Consider the following 15,814-nt stretch of genomic DNA (forward strand, 5'->3'; position numbering starts at 1 on the left):
TTTCGAGGCTACACATATCATAAACCGCTTTAATTTCCTTCATCACTTCTACTAGAAAGATTTGGGTGTGTGGTTAGAACACTGTAAAATGAAAAAAATTAATTTACTGCTTCTATTGCTGTGCTGTTTGGTTGGACAAACCACTATTGCACAAAGCACAAAAAAGACACGTTTATCGGCTTGGTCTTTAGAACTTGGTTTGGAAAAATCCTTTTTAAATAGAGGAAACTACTACCACTCACCGAGTACATCCAACCATGTAGGAAGCGTATTAGCCGAAGAACAAGTCGAATTTTTCTTACCACTTGGAGGGGTAGCGAGCTTAGAATATACTTTGTCTAAAAAACTAGCTTTAAGCTTTGATGTTGCCTACCACCATATTCCTACCCTAACAGATACCTATAGATACAACCAAGTTTTCACTTATGGCTCAGATGTATATGAAAGAAAAATGGATGAGTTTGGTTTGTACTCGGCTTATGTAAGGGCAGGACTTGGGTTAAAGCTATACTTTCGAAAAGCACCAATGGGTGGCTATTTTAAAATCAATGCGAATTATTACTCGGTAAATTCAGATGTACATAGAACAACTACTGCGAGTACAACTTATGAATACTATGGGTACACCTATGAACCTGTAAAAATTACAAGTACAGCCTTAGGGGTTTCTTTAGAATGGGGGAAAAGGAAAGTAATAGGTGACCGTTTTTTCGCCGATTTTGGAGTACGCTACACAAGGCCTATTTTAAGTTTTTCAGACAACACTTATGATGCAGATTGGAACAACAAAGTATTTGTAAACAATGAAATAAGAGATTATTTCCCAACCAGCAATATGCACTATCATCAATTCAAAAGTATCCTTGCAGAATACATGCAGTTTTACCTAAAATTTGGAATCTATAAATTCAACATCTAATGAAAAATTTAACGTATATCATCATCATTGCTGGACTTACATTCGTTGGATGTAGAAAGAAAATTGAAAGCACTCCAGGAGAGCATCCCAACAACTTTACGGACTCAAAAACTTTTGAAACGGTACACAAAGATTACTTTAAAAATAAAGAATCTATAAGGAATTTATTTTCCTTCGACAACAAGTTATACATTACCACAAATAACAAATACGGCGATGAATCTGTGATTACCGTATTATTGGAGGATAACACCTTGGTTATACCCGAACAAAATATAGGTACTATATACGATGCTGATAATACCGACTTAAGTTCAGACTTCATCTCGGATGCCCAAGAAAAGGATGGTATCGTTTATTTTGGTGGAGATTTAGAATATGACGATGATGAATACCTCTACTTTGAATATAATGTTGCCGATAATACCTTAAACAAAGGAATTAACCTCATTACATCAAATCCTTATGCGGTAAAATCTATGATGAAATACCAAGGTGAGGTTGTTGCATTCACTGACGCCTATGCCAATGATCTAAATTGTTTGAGTTGTCCGAATAATACTGGACCCTACCCCAATATTTTAAACATCAATTTACACGACGTCACTGCAGTTAACGACATGTTCTATTTGCAAACTCATCAGGGAAGAGTCTACTACACAAATGTAGCCAACAGCACATCCTATTCAGGAATAAATATGGCATCAACAGATACAGTTGTACGCATGTTTGAATATAACAATACCCTTTGTGCTATCGGGTCTTTTGATAATGGTAGTTACAGTTTAGCTTATGTCAACAACAATCAGCTAGAGCCTTTGGGTACTAATTCTGATATCATGGCTTATCTCTCTAAAGACTTTACATATTCATACAATGCAGACAAATACTTCGAAAACGTTCCTAAAGTGAGGGTGATTAACGATGACATTTATATGATGGGGAAAATGTATCTTAAAAATAGTGCAGGAGAATATGATTTCAGGTACGCCACTACTCGCTATCACGATGGAAAGGTAGAAATAATAGACACCGATCTTTACATTACAGACATCGCCGAAATGAATGGAGAGTTGTATGGCGCGGTATTTTACGGAGCTTATCTGGCTAAACTTACCTTCTAAAATGTCATATATAAAAAACGCATCCTACTTTTTAAAATTACAGTTGAGTTCTGTGGTTTTACTTCTCTGTTCGGGATTGTGTTGGGGGCAACCTACCCGCCATATAAAAAGTTTCAATCTAGGTGTGGGTATAGAAAAACCTATGAGTTTTATTTATGATTTTGTGGATGACAATGATTTTAGGACAAGTTTCTACAAGGACTCAGAAATCATTCCTCTAGGACTAAGTTTAAATCTTTCAAAAAATGTTGGTCGTAAAACACACCTGCATTTTAGCCTACTCGGCCGGGCATTAGGAAATACTGCTTACACCTATCATCAGGATAAATCTATAGACGAAATCAATTATACTTTTACCGATAGTAACTTCGTACGCAGCAACCTTTTTCAACTACAATTAGGAGCTAAATATTTCCTAAACAATGCACCACTTGGTACATATCTTCACGCCAACCTCAATGTTGCTTACATAAACAATGAAATTTTCAGGAAATCTACTTTGGGAAGTGAATTCATCTTACATACAGAAACATTTGCACCCGCCAAACACCAAAGTATTCTTTACGGAATTGACCTGGGAATGGGGGCTACAAAAATGATAAGTAATCGCCTACTCTTGGATTATGGGTTTCACATTTCACCTTTTTGGTTTCTATTATCTCCCAACAACATGGATGCCCATTGGATAAACCATACTATAAATGCAGAAGGCTTTATTCCAGGATATTCTAAGGGCAATGTAGAACTCTTGAACAAAAAACTACTCGCTACAGAATTCCTGAAATTCTACCTAAAAATTGGTCTACAAAACTTTAAGTATGAATAAGTATATTTTGCCTTTCGTAATTCTTGCCTTAGGAGTTTCGGCTTGTAGAAAAGATAATTCATTCACTCCCTCGCAAAGCACAGTAGAATTAAAACCATCTACTTGGGAACATGTAATACTTACTTCACCGGTTGGGGAGGGTGTAAACCGCACTTACGCCTCGAGTTTGGGTGCTTTTGGCGACCAGCTTTTTGTGGGTAGTTACGGTAGTATAGGTAGCAAATCCATGTTTGATGGTTTTCACGTAATCATTGCACCCTTTGGTCAAGATTCAACGCTAGGTATACCAGAACTTTATTCTACAGATTACAGTGTTTTTTCTTTAGACGAAATGGTCAACGGGTTCCTTCCCTTTGATGATAAAATACTTGTGTATGGTTTCTTAAACTACGAAACTGAAAATTCAAACCTAACAGAGAAAAAATATGCTTTCTATTATGATCCTATTACCAACACGTGTACAGAAGAGCTCGGTTTAATAAACACAAGTGATGACCTTGCAGGAGTTCTTAAAGTTTTGGAATATCAAGGCGATCTCTATGCCATCTTTAGAGCAAAACAAGACCAAAGTAAAACCATAGCCTGTATCACCTGCACAGGAAGTTCTCAACTTCCGGCTTATGACAACATTAATTTTAGGGATTATTTTGTTGTTAACGATCTAATTTTTGCCCTAACCGACGACTATCAGCTACTCCAATACAATACAACAAGCAATTCTTGGGCTAATTATGGCAATTCGAACTATGAGTTTTTTAGTGTATTTGAATACGAGGGAAAAGTATGTGCTTTGGCAAACACAACGGCTGATTTACATGTAGTTGAATTAGTTTCATCTACCCAAATTAATTCGCTCATTACGAACAACAGTGAACTGGGGCAATTTATTACCGGTTCTAACGACAATACGGGAGTTACTGTAAGCAACGGTAGATTATTTATTTGGGGTTATTTTCCCTTTATAGTTAATGGTCAATATAAATTCGATGATTACTTATTAGAGGTGGTGGACAACGAACTCAAAGTAATAGATAGGAACATAAAAATTAAGGATGTAGCGGTCTTTAACGATGAGTTATATGTGATTAATAAATCCAACACAGGACTTTGGAAGTATAAGTCGTAGAAAAAGTATTAAACAAAAAAGGAGAGCTCAATTGGCTCTCCTTTTTTTTATACAAAGTTTAAATTATTCTTCTTCTGTTTTCCCGAAGTTCTCGAAGGCATAGAAGTAAGCCAATTTCAATACAGGAATATGAGGATATTGTTTGTAGGTATCTACCTCTATTTCCATCAAAGTATTTGTTTCTAAATCGAAAGCAAAGGCGAAAACCATCAAATCGTATTTTCTTTTGTTGTTATAATCTACATAAGCAAAAACAATATTGGTATTCGCAGAGCCACTTTTGTATTCTTCTAATTCCAAGAAGTCAGGACTAATTAAATCATTAATAGATGCATCACTGTACATGTAGAAATAACGCAAGAACATTGCTTTTGAGTTATATCCTTCTGTTCCCAAACTCAACATGTTGTATTTCGACAACAACTCTGTTTGGTATCCCAACGATTGCGCTGATCCTACTACAGCATCTCCTAAATTCCTTCTTACCTCTTCGTTTCTTTCGTAAGAAAATCTTCTTCTTTTTACTACAGATGCCAAAGGCTCTACAAAGACCAACTTATCCACAGATGGTTTTTCTTCCTCATCGTCATCGTATTTGTCTTCATCCACTATATCTTGCTGCTCGTTAAAAAGCTTTAAGAATTCGTCATTGTTGGCCACATCTTTTAAAGCAAACAAATGAAACTCCGTAGAGTCTAATGCTGCTCCTTCTAAAGAACCATCAACTCCTTTGGCATATTTGGCATTGATTTTCTTTTGCTTAATTTTTTCGTATTTGTTCAAGGCTTTAAATTCCTCTGAATCTTCATCCATAAAAGCTTCTACATCTGCAGCTTCTGTAGCTTCTCCTGTAGAATCGTTTACTGTTATTTTATCGTAGTAAAACTCATCCAAAGATTTGAAACGTCTGGCCAATTGTTTCACTGTATTTTTATACACCAATTCTATCCCTTTATCTTCAGGATATTTATTGTGGATGTCTATCAGGTTTCGCATGGCCATCACCACCAATTGGTCTTTAGACATTTCCTTCATCAAATGATGAACCGTGTAGCTCTCTCCTTGAATTTCGTCTAAGTCTGAGTAAAGATCTCGCTTGCTTCCTTGACTCGCATGCACGGCAATGTTGGTCCAACAAAGTGCCTTCATCCAATCAAAAGTGTAGCTGCTTCCATACTTTGTTTCAAGGATGTAAATTTCATAAATGGCATTTGAAAAGTCAGAGTGGTATAACCAGTTATTCACTCTTTCATAGCGCGCCATTCTTCTAATTTTTGTAAAATCGTCTGCGTTGAAACTTCTTTTTTGCTCCGGTTCAAAGTCCATGTACTTTTCCAAAAGCTCTTCATCAAAGTTATCTTTACGCTTGCTGATATTCGGGTGAGAGTGGTAAGTATCATCGTAATCTTCATCAAACTCAATCTCATTAATATCTGTTGGCATTAAACTTTCGTGGATAAAAGCATTTTCTCCAGAAATGTACGACTTGTCAAATGCCACTTCATCTATAGGCAAGTAAGAATAGGCCAAGATATCGAAAACATTCACCAATTCTTCCAAAGGAAAACCAGCTTCTAAATAACGCTTCAATCCTAATTCATCTGCTTCTATTTCGTGTTGCTTTGAATAAGCTTTCAAGGCTCTAATTTGCTTATCAAAGTTGTTTCCATTGATAGACTCCTCAATTTCAATTTCCTTTCTAAACCCTTCTACGTTGTGATTTTCAACGTAGTGGCTAATTTCATGCGACAACACAAAAGCTAACTCGTAATCCGAAGTCAACTGAGAAATCAACCCTATGGTAACGAAAACTTCACCATCCGAAGTTACAAAGGCATTTGCCTCGTTTGTACGGAAAGTATAGAAACTCAAATCGTTAAAAAGAGCGGTATCATTGAACAAAATTTTAGAGGCTACCTCTTTAATGTGTTCTGTAAGCGGATCTCCGTAAACGACCAATCCAGAATGTAACAATTGATCGATAGAGTAAGATTTTCTTTCAATAAAATACTGACGTTCTTCACCACTTAGATCTAGGTTTTGGAAACTCGCTTCTGCCACTCTTTCGGCATAAGTTAAACCAAAAGTTTTGGGCAATTCACCCGTAGCTTTTAGCGGTTTGTAATTATTAAAATCAACGTCTTGAGCAAATACCTGGAAAAGTAAAAGTAGCGTAGATAAAGAGGTTATTAAGTTTTTCATAGTTTTTCGATGAAAAGCGAATATATAAATTTCAAAAGGATGAAGGAATAAACTGTCGTCTTTTTTTTAGAAAGCTCATCCAGAGTACACTTTCTTTTTAAATCCTTGAAAAAAAATTATATTTAGGCTTTCGAGTAAAAACCATACAAGAACTAATTTAACTACATGAGAATCTTTATTACGTTATTAACCCTAGTTATACTTCATACATCTACCGCACAAAAGTTCCAATCTTTTAGTGTTTTTGGAGGGATAGAACAAAAAGGGTTTAGAGAAGCTGAATACTACAGCGGTCAATACAACATTAGTGCACAGACCTCATTAACGCTACCTTCTTTAAGATTTGGTGCAACCTACAAGCTCGGTGCAAGAACTCAATTATTTACCCAAATAAGCAACCAGAAATTATACGATGCGCAAACTATTCCTGATTACTACGGCGCAAACTATAGAAGTTATTTTTCTTCTAATCAACGTGTTTTAGACCTTGGAGTTCGTAGGCACAAGAAATACGCGCCGCTTGGAGGTTATATAGGGTTAAACCTACTTTTGAGTTCTACCAATATTGTCTTAACAGAATCTGAAAACTCTGCCTTGTCCGATTTAAGTGGAAATGCAACGAATTTAGGTTTAAAGTTTACCTGGGGAAAAACAAAACTTGTAGGTAACAACTTCTTTATTGACTGGGGAATTTCTTACCAATACTACCCTACGTTCCTTAATTTATTTTCATCCAATGATGGACAGGAAAATGAGTCTTACAATTTTTACAAACAGGATGGGGATAGAACGGTATTGAAAGATGATTTTAAATTCACTACTGCCAATTATTTAATCGACAGATGTGGAAGAATCGCCTTTTACTTTAACATCGGTTTTGCTAGTATTGGTATTAAATAGATCACTACTACTCCACTTTTTTAAGCTTTCATTTTTTCGCTCAAAAGGAAGTTTGTTTATTTAAACTCCCAGGAGAAGTAATAAATAGGCTGGACGAATCCGATCATGTTAACGATGTTCCCTAATTCAACAAAAACACTTGTATACTTGCTGCTATTAATGGCGGAATGAGATTATAGATACTGAAGAAATAGTTATGAAATATTTACTAATTAGCTGTATATCTTTTATGATTTTTACGGGGCACGCCCAAAAGATAAACTACTTCACAATTGGTATAGAGTCTCCGCTTAGCGCGAGTTCATCGTTTAATTATTTTAAATTAAAGACACCCGATGACTTATCTTATTCAGGGACAGGTACAGTAGTATATCCCTTAAACAATTTAAAGCCTTCCTCTTTACAAATTGCCTATAACTTACAATTGAGTAAAAGATTTGTTTGGAGCATAGGGGTTGGACAACAAAGCACCAAATCTTACATGTACACGATTAATAAGGACTATTACTATTCGAATGACCCACTTTACTTCTCTGATAGTCTACAAATAAAATTGAATCGTACTGTTTTGTTCACGGGAATTAAGGGGTATTTTCAAGTAGCACCACTTAACCTTTACCTTTTTGCAAATGTTAGAGCAATACACGCTCCTTTTGAGGTTCAGAGAAAAACTACAGCATTTACCACTAGTGTTTACCATGAACACCGCACCTTTTACAAGGATAGATCACTATATTGGAATTACGACTTTGGCATAGGAGCGCAACGTTTTATAGCCGATAACTTTTCTTTAGATTATGGTATAAAAGTTAATCTGGGTCATTACTTCTTCGAAAAACATAGCTCTGATAGAAACTACTATGAAACGAACAAACTACTCTCAGGTGAGGCTCCTAAGTTTCCTATAAATAATGTAAAGGATGTAGAAAAAAGAGTAAACCTAGAAAGTACAATGTTTGTGTATCTTAACATCGGAATAAATAAAAATTAGGCATGACTTTTACTCGATTATACCTTCTACTTATTCTGGGTGTATTTCTAACATCCTGTAGAAAAAACACTTCTTTTATTTCAGAAGAAGGTTTTGACAGCTCAACCCTCAACGATGTACAACACGTCTATTTTCACACGCAAGATAGCGTGTATTACAATCACGTACCACAGCTTTCTTGTTTACTTTCTGATGAAGAAAACCTATACATTGGATTCACCGATAATGGAACCTTTGATGATCCTTACTTTGGATTTTCAGTAATGTCTAAGTCGGAAGAGTTGAGCTACCCAGAACTACCTTGGGGACTTCATACCTTTAGACGTTATAGAATCAACGGAATAAAGGAAGTTGGGGATGACATTTATGTTTATGGTGACATAAAAACAAATGATGGAGCCAAAAAAAACAATGCCTTCAAATACAACAAAACACTTCAAAAATTTGAGAACATTCTTTGCGATGTTGACTTTGGAAACAATACGGACAAGCACATCCGAGACGTAGAAGTCTATCAAGGCAACGTATTGGGGATTTTTGAGGGTAATGGATATTTTTGTTTGAACAACATTTTACCAAACGCGGTTAATTTATACAGTTTTGGGGATAGTTACAGAAACTATACTATTATAAACGATACGGTATACAAAATATCTGATATTTATAACAGTATGATTGCAAACCCTACAGCAACCACAAATAGCGATCAGGCCATTTTTACGAATGTTTACGACATCTATGAAATGATAGATTTTAAAGGAGAAACATGGGCTTTAGGTAATTTTTACGGACTCCCTTCCGTTCTTGGAAAAGCAAATTGGAGCAACGAATCTTTTGAGCGTCGCCCTTTTGAAAACGATAGTTTAGTCCGTAAAATCACGAATATCATTACCACTAAAATCATCAATGATGAACTTTATTTAAGTGGTGCATTTGAACACAAATTAACAGGAAATAGCTATAAAACGGAAACCTGTCTTATCAAATTCGATGGTGAAAAATTCAGTCTTGTTTTTAGTGGAAAGCAAATACAAGATTTGGAAATATTCAATGGATACTACTACTATTTTGAAAAGTGGGATAACAACCTTAAAAAAGTTAAATATCAATAAAACATTTAAGCTTTTCCCTATCCTGTTGTTCTCGGGCCAAGCCCCCAGTCATACTGCTTTATTTTGCAACTTGGAATACAGAAGAATCACTTCAATTTAATGAAGAAAAAGTAGTACTCTTCTCCCCTTCAAACGAAGATATAGATTGTTAATTTTAAGAATAAAAAAATAATTCAAGTTCAATCAAATTCTCCCACTTGCTATCTTCTAAAAAAACCTATCTTTGTAGCTCAGCTTTAGGGGTATCCTTTATAAATAAGGATTGAGACAAACCCTCAGAACTTGATGCGGTTGATACCGACGAAAGGAAAAGCAAGGACTCCTCCTCTTTGAGCATCCCCCTCTTTTTCTGTACAAGCTGATTTTAATTTGTTTTGCTTAACTTGAGCAAGCTTAATTTTTAAGACAGAAGTTTACACAATGAAAGTAAAATTCAACAATACAGAAGTAGAAACATCAGCCCAAACGGTTTTGGCCTTTTTAGCTGAACAGGGTATGGAAAATAAAACGGGTATCGCCGTGGCCTTGAACAGCTCCATTGTTTCTAAATCGAATTGGTCTACCCAAAACATTCAAGAACAAGATAGTATTATGGTTATCACCGCGACGGCCGGAGGATAAGCATAGATTTAAAATAAAAGCATAGGAAATATGAAAAGAGAAGCAGTACCAACTACTGACGAAAAGATTTCTAGAGATCCTTTCCCAGCATCCACTAAAATTTACGTTCCAGGTAAGATACACGACATCAAAGTTGCGATGCGTGAAATCGCGTTAACAGACTCTAAGCCTATGTTCGCCGATGGTGAATTTAAGAAAGAGAAAAACGAAGCGGTTACTGTTTACGATACGTCAGGACCTTACACAGATCCTAATGTTGAAATAGATATCAAAAAAGGTTTACCACGTTTACGTCAAGAGTGGATATTAAAAAGAGGTGACGTTGAAGAATTAGAAGAAATTTCTTCTGAGTACGGAAAACAACGTTTAAATGATCCTTCTTTAGACCACCTACGTTTTGAGCACTTAAAAAAGCCATTGCGTGCAAAAGCAGGTAAAAACGTTACACAGTTGCACTATGCAAAACAAGGTATCATCACACCAGAAATGGAATACATTGCCATTCGTGAAAACCAACGTATAGATGAAGCTACAGAAATAGCAAAACAACACCCAGGAAATAGCTTTGGAGCCAATACTCCAAAAGGTAAAATAACACCAGAATTTGTACGTGATGAAATCGCTGCAGGTAGAGCTATTATTCCTAATAACATTAATCACCCTGAAAGCGAGCCAATGATTATTGGACGTAACTTCTTGGTGAAAATCAATGCTAACATCGGTAACTCTGCAGTTTCTTCTACTATTGAAGAAGAGGTAGAAAAAGCAGTTTGGGCATGTAGATGGGGGGCAGATAACATCATGGACCTTTCTACAGGAAAGAACATCCACGAAACTAGAGAATGGATTTTAAGAAACTCTCCAGTTCCAATCGGAACTGTTCCAATTTACCAAGCTTTGGAAAAAGTAAACGGTAAAGCTGAGGATTTGACTTGGGAGATTTTTAGAGATACTTTAATTGAACAAGCTGAACAAGGGGTAGATTACTTCACGATTCACGCTGGAGTTCTTTTACGTTACGTACCTATGACGGCAAACCGTGTAACAGGTATCGTTTCTAGAGGTGGTTCTATCATGGCAAAATGGTGTTTAGCTCACCACAAAGAAAACTTCTTGTACACACACTTCGAAGAGATTTGTGAAATCATGAAGGCCTACGACGTTGCTTTCTCTTTAGGAGATGGATTGCGTCCAGGTTCTATTGCTGATGCCAATGACGCTGCTCAGTTTGGTGAGTTAGAGACCTTGGGTGAATTGACAAAAATTGCTTGGAAACACGATGTTCAGGTAATGATTGAAGGTCCGGGTCACGTGCCAATGCACATGATTAAAGAAAACATGGACAAGCAATTGGAAGAGTGTCATGAAGCACCTTTCTACACCTTAGGGCCATTAACTACGGATATTGCACCAGGTTACGACCACATTACTTCTGGTATTGGAGCTGCAATGATAGGATGGTTTGGATGTGCGATGTTATGTTACGTTACACCAAAAGAGCACTTAGGTTTACCGAACAAGAAAGATGTTAAGGATGGAGTGATCACCTATAAATTAGCGGCACACGCAGCGGATTTAGCGAAAGGTCACCCAGGAGCACAACACAGAGACAATGCACTTTCTAAAGCGCGTTTTGAGTTTAGATGGGAAGATCAGTTCAACCTTTCTTTAGACCCAGATACAGCCAGAGAGTACCACGATGAAACTTTGCCTTCTGACAATGCTAAAGTGGCGCATTTCTGTTCTATGTGTGGACCAAACTTCTGTTCGATGAAGATTTCTCAGGATGTAAGAGATTACGCCAAAGAGAAAGGAATTTCTGAAGACGAAGCCCTACAGAAAGGAATGGAAGAGAAGTCAAAACAATTCCACGAAAAAGGTGGAGACTTGTACCTCGAACCAGAAAAACTAGTGTAGCCCTCCCACGTAACGGTCGACCCGCGTGTCGACCCAAACCATGAAGGCCTACCGACCAATACAAGAAAAAGGGGAGCCTGCCGACCTGTAAATAATACAGCAAAAAAGGTGCAACGCACCCAAAAAATCATACTAAAAAAGCCGCATTGCAAAATGCGGCTTTTTTTATTCCCCTAAATCTCCGTAACTTCTACCTCAATCACCCCCTGAAACTATGAAACCTATAGACCGCCGCTCCATACGCGCAAAATTCATCAACTATTCCGAAAAAGGATATTACTTCATCACGATAAAAACTTACAGAAACCAACCCCTTTTTGGATATATACACCAAGGTGAAATGCAAACTAATCCTGCTGGTAATATGATAGAAAGCGCCTTGATAAAAATCGTCAATGATTTCAAGGAATTACAATGTCATCACTACATCATCATGCCCGATCACCTTCATTTTATTTTTCAACTTACTCAAAAGATGGATATTGAAATCATCTCCTCTAACACTATCCAAACGCCCAAAGGAGTTCAAATCTGTATTCAACGCTTCAAATCTTTTAGTACGAATTTGTACATCAAAGTAGTTAATAAGGGGATCTTTTCTCCTTTTAGATACAAGCTATGGCACAGAAACTATTACGAAAGATTAATACGTTCGGAAAGAGAACTTAAGAATGTTATCAACTACATACAAAATAATCCTCGTAACTGGGAAAATGATATTTTTACAACATGTTAATCCTCTTCACTCCAGAACAAGATCATCCCCAAGAAATGGAAATCGTATGTGCTTTATTTGAAGCTGGACTGGAACGTTTACACCTGCGTAAACCCGGTGCAAATAAAGAGGTTTACAAAGCTTATTTGGAAGCTTTACCAAGCAAGTACTGCAACAAAGTTTACCTGCACCAACATCACGATTTAAAAGCTCATTTTCCTGAAATAAAGCTTCACCAAAGGAATCAAGATCTGCCTAATGAAAACTTTAAAGCACAAACAACAGGCGCACATAGTATTGACGAAGCTTTGGAAAAACTTGAACATTTTGAAGAGGTGTATTTGAGTCCGGTTTTCCCTTCCATTTCTAAACCTGGGTATGAAAGCCGTGAAACTTTATCCATTGCCTACTTAGCAGCAGAAAAGCGTTCTAAAATTATAGCGCTTGGTGGTATTTCTAGCACCACCATTGAACAAGCCAAATCTTTGGGCTATCAACATTTTGCCCTACTTGGAACAGTCTGGAAGGCCGAGGATCCACTCGAAATTTTTCGTCAATTACAAATGCTGGTGTAACTTTATAAAAGAGGAGTTTGTTTTAGAGATAAAACGAACCTATGAAATCACTCTTTTCACTTTTCGCATTGCTTTTGATCGCGCAATGCTCATTTGCTCAATTTAGGAATGCTTCTTTTATCAACCAACGATACACCTTATTCAATGTTGCCAATACAGGTATGGATGGTAATCAAATCAATAGTTCGGTGGGAATACATTACAACGGTAGACTGACCACTGCCCTTTTGTTTGAACATGGAATAGGTAAAAGTAATTTTGCCATAGGAGGCAGCTCGGTGAACTACTTTGGGCCCAATAACAATTCAGTCGATTTAGACCTGCATTCAAGCTATAAAATAGGACTTCGCAAGCATAGACAATTAAGTTTTGGATTAGGATTTGGTCATGGCAATAGAGAAATTTATTTCCCGAGTCAATTCCATTACATAAAGGGTATGTCATTAAGATTAGGAAGTACCTATAAGGGTGAACGATTAAAAATAGGCGTAGAATCGAGCACTTCTTACAACTATACCTACGAACAATACTTCAACTACCTTCAAATTTTCTATGGGCACAAAATAGTGGACAAAGAGAATTTTGATTTTAGTGTATTACTCTTATTTGACAGTAATTATTCCTTTAACAACCTTAACCTTGAATTAGAATTTCTGCTAAAAGATAGCTATGAAATAATTGCAGGAAAGAATAATTATCGCGGTTACTACTTGGGCTTCAACTATTTTATGAATGAGCAAGTAGCAATAAATCTGAGTGCTAATATTCCTCGTAATACGCTATTTTCTCACTCTATACTCGGAAATGATTTTCAAATCGGCTTACAACTAAAACTCTGAAAAACTAGCTTTAACTTTTCTTCACAAAAGGGTCAGTAACTTAAGGAGGAGATGTTGGTCTTACGTTTAAACTTAAAATTATGCAATCTTTAAAAATCCTCATCGCTTTTCTTGTGATCGGCTTAAGTGTACAGGCACAAAACATGAATAATTCCATGGCACAAAACAGGCTGAGTGCCTTTAATGTAGCCCATGCAGGTTTGGATGGAAACCAAATTAATTACAGTGCGCTCCTTAATTCCAGATATGGTTCGAACAGTTCTTTGCTCTTTGAAACGCAATTTGGAAAAAGTAACTTCAGTTTTTCGGGTCAAATAGAAAATAGCGCCAACTTTTTCTACGCTGCCCAGAGAAAACAACTAGGATTGAGCTACAGAATTGATTTACAAAATGGAAAAAAACTTAATTTCGGTGTGGGCTACGGTACAGGTTCTTCCTCCTATTTAAGTTCTTCTAGCGACCTAAACTATAAATCTCGCCACTACCAAACCACGCGTTTAGGCGCAATTTACTCTGGAGATCGCTTTAAAGTAGGGGCAGAATTTGCCATGAATTTCGGGAAATATGGAGCTCCTAATTTCAATGCGCTAAACCTCTTGTACCAGCAAGTTATTGTAGATAGAGAGCGTTTCAAATTAACCACCAACTTAGTTGTTTCTAATTTCACGAGCTCTTTAGAGGCCAATATGTTATTCAACAACAAAGTTAAATTGGTTACGGGAGTAGATTCTAACCGAGGAATTTATCTTGGTGCCGGTTATAAATTCACCAATAAGTTTGAAATTAATCTAAGCTCTGGTATACAACCCAGTTATTCCATTAACAACAGTGTTCCGGTTATGCAAATCGGTTTCAAACTCGCCCTGTAATTCTGCTAGGGATAGGAATGGCAGCGCCCAGGTTTTGACTTTTAGTAATCCACATACAAAGGCTTACGACTTTAGGAGTAAACTTTGTATGGAGGAGCACTTGAAGGCAAAACTTGGGACTACAATGGATAGCCCGACCTGACCTTAGGAAGGTAGCAGCCTAAGCTTTATTCAACACATGTGCTAAAGCCGGTTTTAAGGCTTCATATTGAAATTCGAAACCGGTAGACTTGATTTTTACATTAGAGGCTTGTATGCCCTCCAAAACCATGGTAGACATCTCTCCCAAGACCAACTTTAACACAAAGCTTGGTACCTTGGGCATCAGCAGCGGCTTATTTAAGGTTTTGGCTAACTTTTTTGTAAATGTTTTGTTTTTATCCGCATGGGCAATTGCGTTGTATGCCCCCTCTAATTGTTGATCTATGGCATGACCAAACATACGGGTTAAATCTGTTATTGTTATCCACGGCATCCATTGTTTACCGCTTCCCAGCGGAGAGCCTACATACATTTTAATGGGTTTGGCTATGGTTTCTAGTGCGCCACCGGTTGGTGTAAGAACAACAGAAATTCGAAGCTTTACCACTTTACACAAATTCTGAAAAAGGTCCGCACTTTTCTCCCACTCTTTCACGATGAAAGAAAGAAAATCATCTCCGTAAGCATCTTCTTCCTTGTACACTTTTTTGTAGTTGTTTAAAGGATAGCAATTGATACCAGAAGCTGAAATGTATTGCTCTAGCGTTTTGCTTTTTTGGAAGGAGGCGTACAAAAATTGTGTGGGTAAAACACGCGATTCTAAGAGTTCTTTCTTACGAGCCGGCGTCCATTTTTCATCGGCCATACCTTGACCGGATAAATTAATTAGAACCTGAGTGCCTTCAATTGCTGCTGGTGCAATTTCTTTGCGTTTAGGGTTCCAGTGCAGGAAGTTCGATTTGTCTTTTGCACTTCTGGAAAGCACATATACCTCATGCCCTTCCTTGCGCAGAAAATCTTGGAGTGCTTGACCTACCAAACCACTTCCACCTGCAATCACAATTTTCTTTTTCTCCATATAGTTTTAACGATTAAA

At 37.0% G+C, this 15,814-nt stretch carries 15 protein-coding genes and 1 riboswitch; of the genes, 13 read left to right on the top strand and 2 right to left on the bottom strand.

Going from position 1 to position 15,814, the window contains the following annotated elements:
- The first annotated feature begins 88 nt into the window (after nucleotides 1-88).
- Genes BM327_RS12080 through BM327_RS12095 form a run of 4 tightly spaced genes read left to right on the top strand, consistent with a single transcriptional unit; the run spans nucleotide 89 to nucleotide 3,995 of the window.
- Nucleotides 89-919, top strand: a complete 831-nt coding sequence (locus BM327_RS12080) for a hypothetical protein (RefSeq protein ID WP_090250394.1) — start codon at nucleotides 89-91, stop codon at nucleotides 917-919.
- Nucleotides 919-2,043 (top strand): hypothetical protein, encoded by a 1,125-nt coding sequence (locus BM327_RS12085; RefSeq protein ID WP_090250399.1) that lies wholly within the window; start codon nucleotides 919-921, stop codon nucleotides 2,041-2,043. Before BM327_RS12080 ends, BM327_RS12085 begins: the two co-directional genes overlap by 1 nt.
- 1 nt (nucleotide 2,044) lies before the next feature.
- Nucleotides 2,045-2,869, top strand: a complete 825-nt coding sequence (locus BM327_RS12090; RefSeq protein ID WP_090250402.1) for a hypothetical protein — start codon at nucleotides 2,045-2,047, stop codon at nucleotides 2,867-2,869.
- Nucleotides 2,862-3,995 carry a hypothetical protein gene (locus tag BM327_RS12095; protein WP_090250407.1) on the top strand — a complete coding sequence of 378 codons (1,134 nt, stop codon included), beginning with the start codon at nucleotides 2,862-2,864 and terminating at the stop codon, nucleotides 3,993-3,995. The genes BM327_RS12090 and BM327_RS12095 overlap by 8 nt, the downstream gene beginning before the upstream one ends.
- A 63-nt stretch (nucleotides 3,996-4,058) precedes the next feature.
- Here the strand turns inward: BM327_RS12095 and BM327_RS12100 are convergent, their stop codons facing one another.
- Entirely contained in the window at nucleotides 4,059-6,197 is a 2,139-nt protein-coding gene (locus tag BM327_RS12100) for a M48 family metallopeptidase (RefSeq protein WP_090250410.1), read from the bottom strand.
- A gap of 165 nt (nucleotides 6,198-6,362) precedes the next feature.
- Here BM327_RS12100 and BM327_RS12105 point away from each other — a divergent pair, with 165 nt between their 5' ends.
- The 9 genes from BM327_RS12105 (at nucleotide 6,363) to BM327_RS12145 (ending at nucleotide 14,736) form a co-directional block, all read left to right on the top strand.
- A complete protein-coding gene (locus tag BM327_RS12105; RefSeq protein WP_090250415.1) occupies nucleotides 6,363-7,097 on the top strand; it encodes a hypothetical protein in 735 nt (244 codons plus the stop codon).
- Nucleotides 7,098-7,293: 196 nt separating this feature from the next.
- A complete protein-coding gene (locus BM327_RS12110) occupies nucleotides 7,294-8,088 on the top strand; it encodes a hypothetical protein (RefSeq protein ID WP_139230359.1) in 795 nt (264 codons plus the stop codon).
- 2 nt (nucleotides 8,089-8,090) lie between these two features.
- Nucleotides 8,091-9,200 (top strand): hypothetical protein, encoded by a 1,110-nt coding sequence (locus BM327_RS12115; RefSeq protein WP_090250424.1) that lies wholly within the window; start codon nucleotides 8,091-8,093, stop codon nucleotides 9,198-9,200.
- Between the two features lie 228 nt (nucleotides 9,201-9,428).
- Nucleotides 9,429-9,526, top strand: a riboswitch (TPP riboswitch).
- Nucleotides 9,527-9,620: 94 nt separating this feature from the next.
- Entirely contained in the window at nucleotides 9,621-9,821 is a 201-nt protein-coding gene (gene thiS, locus BM327_RS12120; RefSeq protein ID WP_090250428.1) for a sulfur carrier protein ThiS, read from the top strand.
- Between the two features lie 30 nt (nucleotides 9,822-9,851).
- Entirely contained in the window at nucleotides 9,852-11,738 is a 1,887-nt protein-coding gene (gene thiC, locus BM327_RS12125; RefSeq protein WP_090250431.1) for a phosphomethylpyrimidine synthase ThiC, read from the top strand.
- A gap of 214 nt (nucleotides 11,739-11,952) precedes the next feature.
- Nucleotides 11,953-12,474 (top strand): transposase, encoded by a 522-nt coding sequence (locus BM327_RS12130; RefSeq protein WP_139230360.1) that lies wholly within the window; start codon nucleotides 11,953-11,955, stop codon nucleotides 12,472-12,474.
- Entirely contained in the window at nucleotides 12,468-13,028 is a 561-nt protein-coding gene (locus tag BM327_RS12135; protein WP_090250438.1) for a thiamine phosphate synthase, read from the top strand. The genes BM327_RS12130 and BM327_RS12135 overlap by 7 nt, the downstream gene beginning before the upstream one ends.
- Before the next feature lie 41 nt (nucleotides 13,029-13,069).
- Entirely contained in the window at nucleotides 13,070-13,867 is a 798-nt protein-coding gene (locus BM327_RS12140; RefSeq protein WP_090250442.1) for a hypothetical protein, read from the top strand.
- A gap of 80 nt (nucleotides 13,868-13,947) precedes the next feature.
- Entirely contained in the window at nucleotides 13,948-14,736 is a 789-nt protein-coding gene (locus BM327_RS12145) for a hypothetical protein (RefSeq protein WP_090250446.1), read from the top strand.
- A 160-nt stretch (nucleotides 14,737-14,896) separates the two neighbouring features.
- Here BM327_RS12145 and BM327_RS12150 read toward each other — a convergent pair whose 3' ends face one another.
- Nucleotides 14,897-15,796 carry a TIGR01777 family oxidoreductase gene (locus tag BM327_RS12150; protein WP_090250451.1) on the bottom strand — a complete coding sequence of 300 codons (900 nt, stop codon included), beginning with the start codon at nucleotides 15,794-15,796 and terminating at the stop codon, nucleotides 14,897-14,899.
- Between the last annotated feature and the right edge of the window lie 18 nt (nucleotides 15,797-15,814).

Origin of the sequence: Lishizhenia tianjinensis (assembly GCF_900116425.1) — a bacterium.
In the GTDB taxonomy this organism is placed as follows: domain Bacteria; phylum Bacteroidota; class Bacteroidia; order Flavobacteriales_D; family Crocinitomicaceae; genus Lishizhenia; species Lishizhenia tianjinensis.

What these genes read in the sequence shown, in the direction of transcription:
- BM327_RS12140 (WP_090250442.1), top strand. Translation starts at nt 13,070, where the DNA reads ATGAAATCACTCTTTTCACTTTTCGCATTGCTTTTGATCGCGCAATGC.
- BM327_RS12100 (WP_090250410.1), bottom strand. Translation starts at nt 6,197, where the DNA reads ATGAAAAACTTAATAACCTCTTTATCTACGCTACTTTTACTTTTCCAG.
- BM327_RS12150 (WP_090250451.1), bottom strand. Translation starts at nt 15,796, where the DNA reads ATGGAGAAAAAGAAAATTGTGATTGCAGGTGGAAGTGGTTTGGTAGGT.
- BM327_RS12115 (WP_090250424.1), top strand. Translation starts at nt 8,091, where the DNA reads ATGACTTTTACTCGATTATACCTTCTACTTATTCTGGGTGTATTTCTA.
- BM327_RS12105 (WP_090250415.1), top strand. Translation starts at nt 6,363, where the DNA reads ATGAGAATCTTTATTACGTTATTAACCCTAGTTATACTTCATACATCT.
- BM327_RS12110 (WP_139230359.1), top strand. Translation starts at nt 7,294, where the DNA reads ATGAAATATTTACTAATTAGCTGTATATCTTTTATGATTTTTACGGGG.
- BM327_RS12090 (WP_090250402.1), top strand. Translation starts at nt 2,045, where the DNA reads ATGTCATATATAAAAAACGCATCCTACTTTTTAAAATTACAGTTGAGT.
- BM327_RS12095 (WP_090250407.1), top strand. Translation starts at nt 2,862, where the DNA reads ATGAATAAGTATATTTTGCCTTTCGTAATTCTTGCCTTAGGAGTTTCG.
- thiC (WP_090250431.1), top strand. Translation starts at nt 9,852, where the DNA reads ATGAAAAGAGAAGCAGTACCAACTACTGACGAAAAGATTTCTAGAGAT.
- BM327_RS12080 (WP_090250394.1), top strand. Translation starts at nt 89, where the DNA reads ATGAAAAAAATTAATTTACTGCTTCTATTGCTGTGCTGTTTGGTTGGA.
- BM327_RS12130 (WP_139230360.1), top strand. Translation starts at nt 11,953, where the DNA reads ATGAAACCTATAGACCGCCGCTCCATACGCGCAAAATTCATCAACTAT.
- BM327_RS12135 (WP_090250438.1), top strand. Translation starts at nt 12,468, where the DNA reads ATGTTAATCCTCTTCACTCCAGAACAAGATCATCCCCAAGAAATGGAA.
- BM327_RS12085 (WP_090250399.1), top strand. Translation starts at nt 919, where the DNA reads ATGAAAAATTTAACGTATATCATCATCATTGCTGGACTTACATTCGTT.
- BM327_RS12145 (WP_090250446.1), top strand. Translation starts at nt 13,948, where the DNA reads ATGCAATCTTTAAAAATCCTCATCGCTTTTCTTGTGATCGGCTTAAGT.
- thiS (WP_090250428.1), top strand. Translation starts at nt 9,621, where the DNA reads ATGAAAGTAAAATTCAACAATACAGAAGTAGAAACATCAGCCCAAACG.